Origin of the sequence: Streptomyces sp. RP5T (assembly GCF_003933965.1) — a bacterium.
Lineage (GTDB): Bacteria > Actinomycetota > Actinomycetes > Streptomycetales > Streptomycetaceae > Streptomyces.
Window position 1 is genome coordinate 1 of sequence record NZ_RSAJ01000393.1, and the last position, 7,991, is coordinate 7,991.

Sequence of the window (7,991 nt, forward strand, 5' to 3'; positions counted from 1 at the left end):
GCCGGACGGAGCGCCTCGGTGAGGACGTCGGGGCGCAGCAGGGGCGCGAGGGTGCCGGCGAGCAGCTCCGACTGGCCTTCGGCGGAGGGGTAGTTGAGCTCCAGGTTGACGGGGGTACCCGCGTCCTCGATGAGGCCCCTGGCGGGCCGCCCGGGGACGGTGGCCTTCACGAAGGTGCCGCGTCCGACCTCGCCGACGACCAGTCCCCGGCGTACGAGTTCGCCGTACGCCCGCTCGGCGGTCGACGCGGCGATGCCGTGCCGGCGCGCGAACGCGCGCTGCGGGGGCAGGCGTTCGCCCGGCCTCAGCCGTCCGGTGGTGATGTCGGCGGCTATGCCGTCGGCGATGCGCCGGTAGTCGTGCACGAGGACCTCCTCCGATTGCACCGAGGGCAAAGATTTTATTGCACCGAGAAGTGCGGCCGACCTAGGGTCGGCGGCATGACGGCGATCCCCCTGGTCCTGGTCCACGGCCACCCCTTCGACCACACGATGTGGCGCCCCCAGATCGAGGCGTTCTCCGCCTCCCGCCGCGTGGTCGCCCCGGACCTGCGCGGCTACGGCACCTCGGTACCGGCCGCGGAGGTCGACCGCTTCGAGCGGTTCGCGCAGGACATCGAGGCGCTCCTGGACGAACTCGACGTGCGGGCCTGCGTGCTGGCGGGCCTGTCCATGGGCGGCCAGATCGCCATGGACTGCTACCGGCGCTTCCCCGAGCGGATCCGGGGCCTGGTCCTCGCCGACACCTTCCCGGCCGCGGAGACCCCCGAGGGCGTCGGGGTCCGGCACGCCATGGCGGACCGGCTGGAGCGCGAGGGCATGCGCGGGTACGCCGACGAGGTGCTGGAGAAGATGGTCGCGCCGTACGCCTCGCCCCAGGTCAGGGCGCACGTCCACGGCATGATGACGGCCACCCGCCCCGTCTCCGCGGCGGCGGCGCTGCGGGCCCGGGCCGCCCGTGCCGACCACCGCGAGCTGCTCACCCGGGTCACGGTCCCGGCGCTGGTGCTGGTGGGCGCCGACGACACCTACACGCCGGTCTCCGACGCCGAGGCCATGCACGCGGCGCTCCCGCAGTCGCACCTGCACGTCTTCGAGGGGGCGGCGCACCTGCCGAACCTGGAACGGCCGCAGGAGTTCAACGCGGTGCTCGGGGAGTTCCTGGCGAAGGTCGACGCCCGCTCGTAGGCCGGGTTCCGGCGAGCGCCTCCGGCCCCCGGACCTGGCGGTTGACCTGGGTGTTCATAATGACCCCATGTCCCGCATCGGCCTCACCCCGCCCGACTGGCTGGTCCGGAACCTCCAACCGCAGCAGGCACCGGTCAACCGGCCCGCCGTGGCCCGCGCCGCGATCGCCATGACCCTCCCCCTGGCGGTCGGCCTCGCGGTGGACCGGCCCCTGTACGGCGCCCTCGCCTCCATGGGCGCCCTGTCCGGGGTCATCGGCGACACCGCGGACGCGTACCGCATGCGCATCCTCAACATCGCGATCCCCCAGCTGTTCGGCGCGGTCGGCGTCACACTCGGCTCACTGGTGTACGGCCACGGCTGGCTCGCCGTCGGGGTGGTCACCGGAATCGCCCTCGTCTCCGGGATGATCTCGACGATCGGCGCGGTCGCCTCGGTCTCGGGACTGCTCCTGCTGCTGAACTCCGTGGTGGGCGCGGGCCTTCCGATGCCCGGCGAGTGGTGGCTGGCCCCGCTGCTGATGACCGGCGGCGGCCTGCTCGTACTGCTGCTGGCCCTGCTCGCCTGGCCGCTGAGGTCCGGGGTGCCGGAGAGGGCGGCGGTCGCGGGCACCTACCGGGCGGTGGGCGACCTGATGACCGCCTGCGGCCGCGCGGAGTACGACGAGGCACGGCACACCGTCACCCAGTCCCTGAACCAGTCGTACGACCTCGTCCTCGCCCGGCGCGCCCGCCACCACGGCCGCAGCCCCGAACTCACCCGGCTGCTCGCCCAGTTGAACGCGATCACACCGGTGGTGGAGGCGGCCCCCGCGGCCCACCTGTCCGGCAGTCCGCTGGCACCGGAGATCCCGGCGGCGATCCGTCATCTCGCCCAGGCGGTGGAGACCGGGTACACGGGGCCGACCGGGCTGAGCCTGCCGGTCCCGGTGTCGGAGACCGCCCGCGCCGTCGACCACGCCCTGCGCCACGCCGCCGAGGTCGTCGCCGCACCGGACGTCGACCCGAGCGGCATCGACGACCGCCTGGGCCGCCCGGCCGCGCTCGGCGTCCGGGCCGCCCGGGCGACACGGAACGTGGCCCTGTCGGCGGCGTCCTGGCGGTACGGCCTGCGGCTCGCCCTGTGCATCGGGCTGGCCCAGGCCCTGGTCTCGATCGTCCCCGTGCCCCGCTCCTACTGGGTGGCCCTGACGATCACCTTCGTGCTGAAGCCGGACTTCGGTTCGGTGTTCTCGCGGGCCCTGCTGCGGGCGCTGGGCACGGTCGCCGGACTCGTGGTCGCGGCGGCCGTGCTCTCGCAGGTGCCGCGCGGCTGGGGGGACGTGGTGGCGATGCTGCTGCTGGCCCCGCTGATCCCGGCCCTGACCCCGCGGGGGTACGGCTACCAGACGGCCGCCATCACCCCGGTGATCCTGCTCCTGTCGGACATCCTCAACCACCAGGGCACGGCCCTGCTGATGCCCCGCCTGCTGGACTCCCTGATGGGCTGCGCGATCGCCCTGGTCGCGGGCTACCTGCTGTGGCCGGAGAGCTGGCACACCCGGGTCGGCGACCGGCTCGCCGACGCGGTGGCGGACACGGCGGCCTACGTGGAGTCGGCCTTCCTCGACAGCACGGAACCCTCGGCCCGCGCCCGGATGCGCCGCCGCCTGTACCGCGACCTCTCGGTCATCCGCACCGAGTTCCAGCGCGCGCTGACCGAACCGCCGCCCACCGGGCGCCGGGCCGCGGCCTGGTGGCCGCTGGTCGTCGCGGTGGAACGCATCGTGGACGCGACGACCGCGGCCCGGGTCCGCGTACGGCACGGAGCGCAGCCCCCGTCCCCGGCGGAGGTGGACCAGGTCGCCCTGCAGCTGCGGGAGTTGGCGCAGGGGCTGCGCGAGGTGGAGACCCTCTACGAGGTCCGCACCGACCTCACCGGGCCCGCGGGCAGTGTGCTGGAGCCGGTGCGCCAGGAGGTGGCGGCGGCACGGGCGATCACGTCACCGCGCTGACCGCCGGCCTGCCGGTGCGGGCCGCCCGCTCGTGGAGGGCGGCCCGCACCGGGGTGGGGGGTGGCGGCTCTGGTCCTGTCCTAGCGGGCGGACTTGTGCAGGGCCTTCTCCATCGCCGCGGCCAGGCCGTTGGCCCACAGCTGGTTCACCCGGCTGCGCTCGGCGGAGTTCGGGACGGCGTTGGTGCAGGACGTGCCGGGACCGCCGCCGGACATCAGCTCGCTGCACGGACCGGAGTAGTGGTCCGGCAGACCGAGCACGTGCCCGGTCTCGTGGGCGGTGACACGGGTCGAGTCGTACTGCTGGTTCTGCCGGTAGTCCAGGAAGACGTAGCCGCTGCCGTGACCGTCGGTCGAGGCGTACGAACCGCGCGAGTCGTTGCCCTCGCGGTAGGAGAAGTCGGCGCTCGCCGCCGACCCCGACTGGAGTCTGACGTTGGACACCGAGCTGTTCCATATCTGGGCGCTGCGGCTTATCTGCGCGCTGAACGTGGGTGCCCGGGAGGCGTCGTAGACGACGGTGACGGCCGCCGCGCTGTCGGGACTGGCGGCCCGCTTCTCGGCCACGGACTTCAGCACGGCCTGGAAGAATGCCTCGCTGGTGTCCGTCGTCGCGGCCGCGGTGTAGCCGGCGTGCGGTGCGGGGGCCGGGGCCGCGCTCGCGGGAACCGCCGTGACCAGACCGGCCGTTGCCAGTCCGAGGGCCACCGCCGCGGCGGTGAGGGCATGGGTGTGCTTGCGCATCGAGACTCCTTGGTGGGGGTGAGTCGTCGATGTGAGTGTCGGTGCCTGTGCGAGGGCTGTGATGATGCCAACCGGTGATAGCGCGGCCCTATCACCGGCGTCCGTCACCTCTGGTGCAACCCCTGCCCCCGCCTTACGCTCCGATCGCATGGACCTTGAGGTGCGACACCTCCGCGCGCTGGTGGCCATAGCCGACACCGGCAGCCTGCACCGGGCCGCCCGGCAGCTGGGCGTGGCCCAGCCCTCGCTGAGCACCCAGCTGCGCCGGATCGAACAATCCCTGGGCGGCGCCCTGTTCGTGCGTGCGAGATCCGGCTGCCGGCCCACCCCGCTGGGCCGGCTGGTCCTCAGCCGGGCCCGCCCGCTGGTGGCCGAGATGCGCTCCCTGGTGGCCGACGCCCGCGCGGCGGCGACGGGCGGCCCGCAGCTGCGCGTCGGCTCCACCGCGAGCCGGGCCCTGTCGGGCTGGCTGCGCCGGCTGCGCGCCCGCGGCCAGGACCCCACCCTGCACATGAACGTCTCCCCCAACGCCCTGCTGCGCATGGTCGCCGACGGCCAGCTCGACGTGGCCTTCGTGCACGAGGTGGAGGGCTGCCCGCTGCGCATCCCGCGGGAGCTGTGCCTGCGGGTACTCGTCGAACGCGAGCCGCAGTTCGTGTCCTTGCCCGCGGACCACCCGGCGACCGCGAAACCCGTGGTCGCGCTGGCCGACCTGGCCGGCGACCGCTGGATGATCGACCCCACGGTCGACGGCGAATGGGATGCCGTGCAGCGGATGTTCCGGGCGGCCGGCGTCAACCCCGTGGTGCTGCACGGCGATTACCACACCACCGACGCCCTGGTCGCCACCGGCGAGGTCGTCACCGTCTGCCAGCCGACCCGGGTGCCCCGCCCCGACATGGCGGTACGGCGGCTGCACGGCGACCCGCTCGGCGTACGGCTCCTCCTCGCGGCCCGCACCGAGACGGATCTGGACGGCGTCGGGCCCGCGCTGGAGGAGGCCTACTGGGAGAGCGCGCGGCAGGCGCCGGCGTACCGGGAATGGCTGGAAGAGGACGGGCGCCCGGAGCGGCGACCCGCGGTTCCGGCCATTCCCTGAACGACCGTTTCCGGACGACCGTTCCCCGGACGACCGACGTGCCGTCGCCGGGCTCAGACGCCGATGTCGTCGCCGTCCCTGCGCCACACGGCCACGACGGCGGGCCGCACGATCCTCCCGGGCCCGTCGGGCCACGTGCTCGCCGGCTTCTCCACGCTCGCCCCGTTGACCTCCCCCGGGTGCTGCACGGCCACCAGCACCCGCCGGTCCTGCACCAGCGGACCGCAGGTCTCCGCGCCGGTCGGCACGGTCAGGAACTGCTTGAGCTCACCACGCCGCTCGCCGCGGGTGGCCACGCCGAACAGGCCGTCGTGGGAGCCGAGCTGGTTGCCGTCGGTGGAGATCCACAGGTTGCCGTGCGGGTCGAAGGCCACGTTGTCCGGGCAGGAGATGGGACTGACGTCGTCCTTCGGGAACCCGGCGAAGTAGGTGGCCGGGTCCTCGGGGTCCCCGGCGACCAGGAACAGCGTCCAGGCGAACCTCGTGCTGTCGGCCCGGTTCCAGCGCTCGGTGAGCTCCAGGATGTGCCCGTGCTTGTTGGCGTTGCGGGGGTTGGCCTCGTCGGCGGGGGCGTTCGCGCCGACCCCGCGGTTGGTGTTGTTCGTCAGGGCCACGTACACCTTGCCGGTGCGCGGGTTGGGCTCGATGTCCTCGGGCCGGTCCATCTTGGTCGCGCCGACCTTGTCGCCCGCGAGGCGCGTGAACACGCACACCTCCTCGGCGCTCATGCCCTCGACGTGCGACACGGCCCCCTTCGCCGTGGCGGTGACCAGCGGGATCCACTCCCCACTGCCGTCGAACTCGCCGTCGGCGGGCAGCTTCCCGGTTCCGTCGATCTCGATGGCGGGGGAGTCGCCGGTGAGCCGGGCGACGTACAGGGTGCCCTCGTCGAGCAGCGAGAGGTTGTGCTCCCGCACGGCCCGCGAGGACCCCTTCTTCATCCGCTTGCTGCCGACGAACTTGTAGAAGTAGTCGAACCGCTCGTCGTCCCCGGAGTACACGACCGGCCGCCCGTCGTGCGTGAGCCGCACGGTCGCGCCCTCGTGCTTGAACCGGCCGAGCGCGGTGTGCTTGCGGGGGGCGGAGGAGGGGTCGTAGGGGTCGAGCTCGACGACGTACCCGAAGCGGTGGGGTTCGTTGGGTTCCTGGGCGACATCGAAGCGCCGGTCGAACCGCTCCCACTTCCGCTCGCTCGCGCCCGTCCCGATGCCGTACCGCTTGTCCGTCGCCCGGCTCGCGTTCGCGAAGTACTGGTTGAAGTTCTCCTCGCCGTGGAGGGTGGTGCCCCAGGGGGTCGTGCCGCCGGAGCAGTTGTTGAGCGTGCCGAGGACCTTGCGGCCGGTCGGGTCGGCGGAGGTCCTCAGCAGGCCGGACCCGGCGGCGGGCCCGGTCAGCCGGAACTCGGTGGTGGCCGTGACGCGCCGGTTCAGGTGGTGCCGGGGTACGACGGTGAGCGCGCCGTTCCTCCGGTTCTCCTCCACGACCACGGCGGACAGCCCGTGCGCGGCCCAGGCGATCTCGACCTGCTCGCGGGTGGGGGCGGCGGCGTCGTAGCCGCGGAACATCAGGACCTCGTCGGTGTACTCGTGGTTGGCGACGAGTATCTGCCGGCCGTGCTCGCCCGGGAGGGGCAGCAGCGCGAGGAAGTCGTTGTTGTACCCGAACTGGCCGGCCTGGGCGGCGGCGGTCTGCTTCTCCGGGTCGAAGGCGGGGGCGCCGCGCAGGATGGGCTCGCCCCAGCGGACGACGACGTTCTGGGAGTACCCGTCCGGGACGGTCACGGTGTCGTCGGTGTTGGGCGCGACGGGGGTGAACCGAAGTCCGCGGGCGGCCCTGCCCTCGGGTTTCCGTCCTGCGGCCTGCGGGGCGGCCTCGGCCGAGGGGGCCGTGACCACGGTGCCCGCGGTGCCGGCCGCGGCGGCCACGGTCACCGCGGCGGCGGCGCGCATCATCGAGCGGCGGCTGAGCGCGGTGGCGATCACGTCACCGACGTACGGGTTGGCGGAGGTGTTCGGCGCCGGGTGGAAACAGGCGTCACCGCACCGGAAACGGCAGGTCAGGGCGGATCGCCCATGGACGTTGTTGATCAACGGCAGCTGTACGCGCACTTTTGCTCTCCCCTTGCTTCCCCATGAAGCTCGCTTGACGGACGCTAGGTGCGTGTCCGTGCGCGAACGGGGCGGGGCGGTGAACGACGGATGAATCCGGGGTGGACGTAGCGGAGTTGAGGCCCCGCGCGAGTGAAGTCCGGAAGCAGGTCTTGACTCCGCCTGCCCCAGCCACCCGCCCCTGCCCAAGATCGCCCCCGGGGGCCGCTAACCTTACGTGTCCGTCCTGGCCAGGGATTGACGGGCTACAACTCATGCGAAGGGTTGCGCACATGGGCATTCTCACTCTCCTGCGGAACGCGTTCGGCGGCCGATCACGCAAGGGCGCTGCCTCCGAGGCAGAGGGTGCGGTTCCTTCGCAGGAGGCGACGGCACCGAAACTCCCGTCCCCGGCGACCGAGCCGACCCCCGCGACGGCTACGGTCCCCGAGCCCCGCACCGACTCCGACTCCGACTCCGAGTCCGAACACGAACTGGTGGCGGCCGCCTTCGACAAGGTGACAGTCCCGAACCAGACCCCCTCCACCAAGACCCCGGAACCGACGCCACCGAGCGAGCCCTCGGCGGCGGAGGAGCCTGCGGCGGAGACTCGGGTGACGGAGGAGCCTGCTGCCGAGACGCCGGTGGTGGAGCCCGTCGCCGAGGAGCCGATCGCCGAGACGCCGGTGGCGGAGGAGCCGGTCGCTGAGACGCCGGTGGCGGAGGAGCCGGTCGCTGAGACGCCGGTGGCGGAGGAGCCGGTCGCTGAGACGCCAGTGGCGGACGAGCCGGTCGCTGAGACGCCAGTGGCGGACGAGCCGGTCGCTGAGACGCCAGTGGCGGACGAGCCGGTCGCTGAGACGCCAGTGGCGGACGAGCCGG

The 7,991-nt window shown here is 73.1% G+C and carries 6 protein-coding genes and 1 pseudogene; 4 read left to right on the plus strand and 3 right to left on the minus strand.

Features of this window, described 5'->3' with window-relative positions; all coding sequences use genetic code 11:
* Positions 1-365 (minus strand): GntR family transcriptional regulator (locus tag EHS43_RS30960; RefSeq protein ID WP_148104127.1); only part of this gene is annotated, 365 nt, incomplete at its 3' end.
* Positions 366-440: 75 nt separating this feature from the next.
* On the opposite strand from EHS43_RS30960, the gene EHS43_RS30965 reads away from it, so the two are divergent.
* Both EHS43_RS30965 and EHS43_RS30970 read left to right on the plus strand, forming a co-directional pair.
* Positions 441-1,187: an alpha/beta fold hydrolase gene (locus EHS43_RS30965; RefSeq protein WP_125194008.1), complete on the plus strand. Its 747-nt coding sequence runs from the start codon at positions 441-443 to the stop codon at positions 1,185-1,187.
* A 67-nt stretch (positions 1,188-1,254) separates the two neighbouring features.
* Positions 1,255-3,180, plus strand: a complete 1,926-nt coding sequence (locus EHS43_RS30970) for an FUSC family protein (RefSeq protein WP_125194009.1) — start codon at positions 1,255-1,257, stop codon at positions 3,178-3,180.
* An 80-nt stretch (positions 3,181-3,260) separates the two neighbouring features.
* Here the strand turns inward: EHS43_RS30970 and snpA are convergent, their stop codons facing one another.
* Positions 3,261-3,923, minus strand: a complete 663-nt coding sequence (snpA, locus tag EHS43_RS30975; protein ID WP_125194010.1) for a snapalysin — start codon at positions 3,921-3,923, stop codon at positions 3,261-3,263.
* Positions 3,924-4,071: 148 nt separating this feature from the next.
* On the opposite strand from snpA, the gene EHS43_RS30980 reads away from it, so the two are divergent.
* Positions 4,072-5,022 (plus strand): LysR family transcriptional regulator, encoded by a 951-nt coding sequence (locus EHS43_RS30980; protein WP_125194011.1) that lies wholly within the window; start codon positions 4,072-4,074, stop codon positions 5,020-5,022.
* A gap of 53 nt (positions 5,023-5,075) precedes the next feature.
* Here EHS43_RS30980 and EHS43_RS30985 read toward each other — a convergent pair whose 3' ends face one another.
* A complete protein-coding gene (locus tag EHS43_RS30985) occupies positions 5,076-7,130 on the minus strand; it encodes a PhoX family phosphatase (protein ID WP_125194012.1) in 2,055 nt (684 codons plus the stop codon).
* Between the two features lie 272 nt (positions 7,131-7,402).
* Between EHS43_RS30985 and EHS43_RS30990 the strand changes: the two are divergent.
* Positions 7,403-7,991: pseudogene (locus EHS43_RS30990) on the plus strand (Toxic cation resistance protein); the annotation flags it as partial.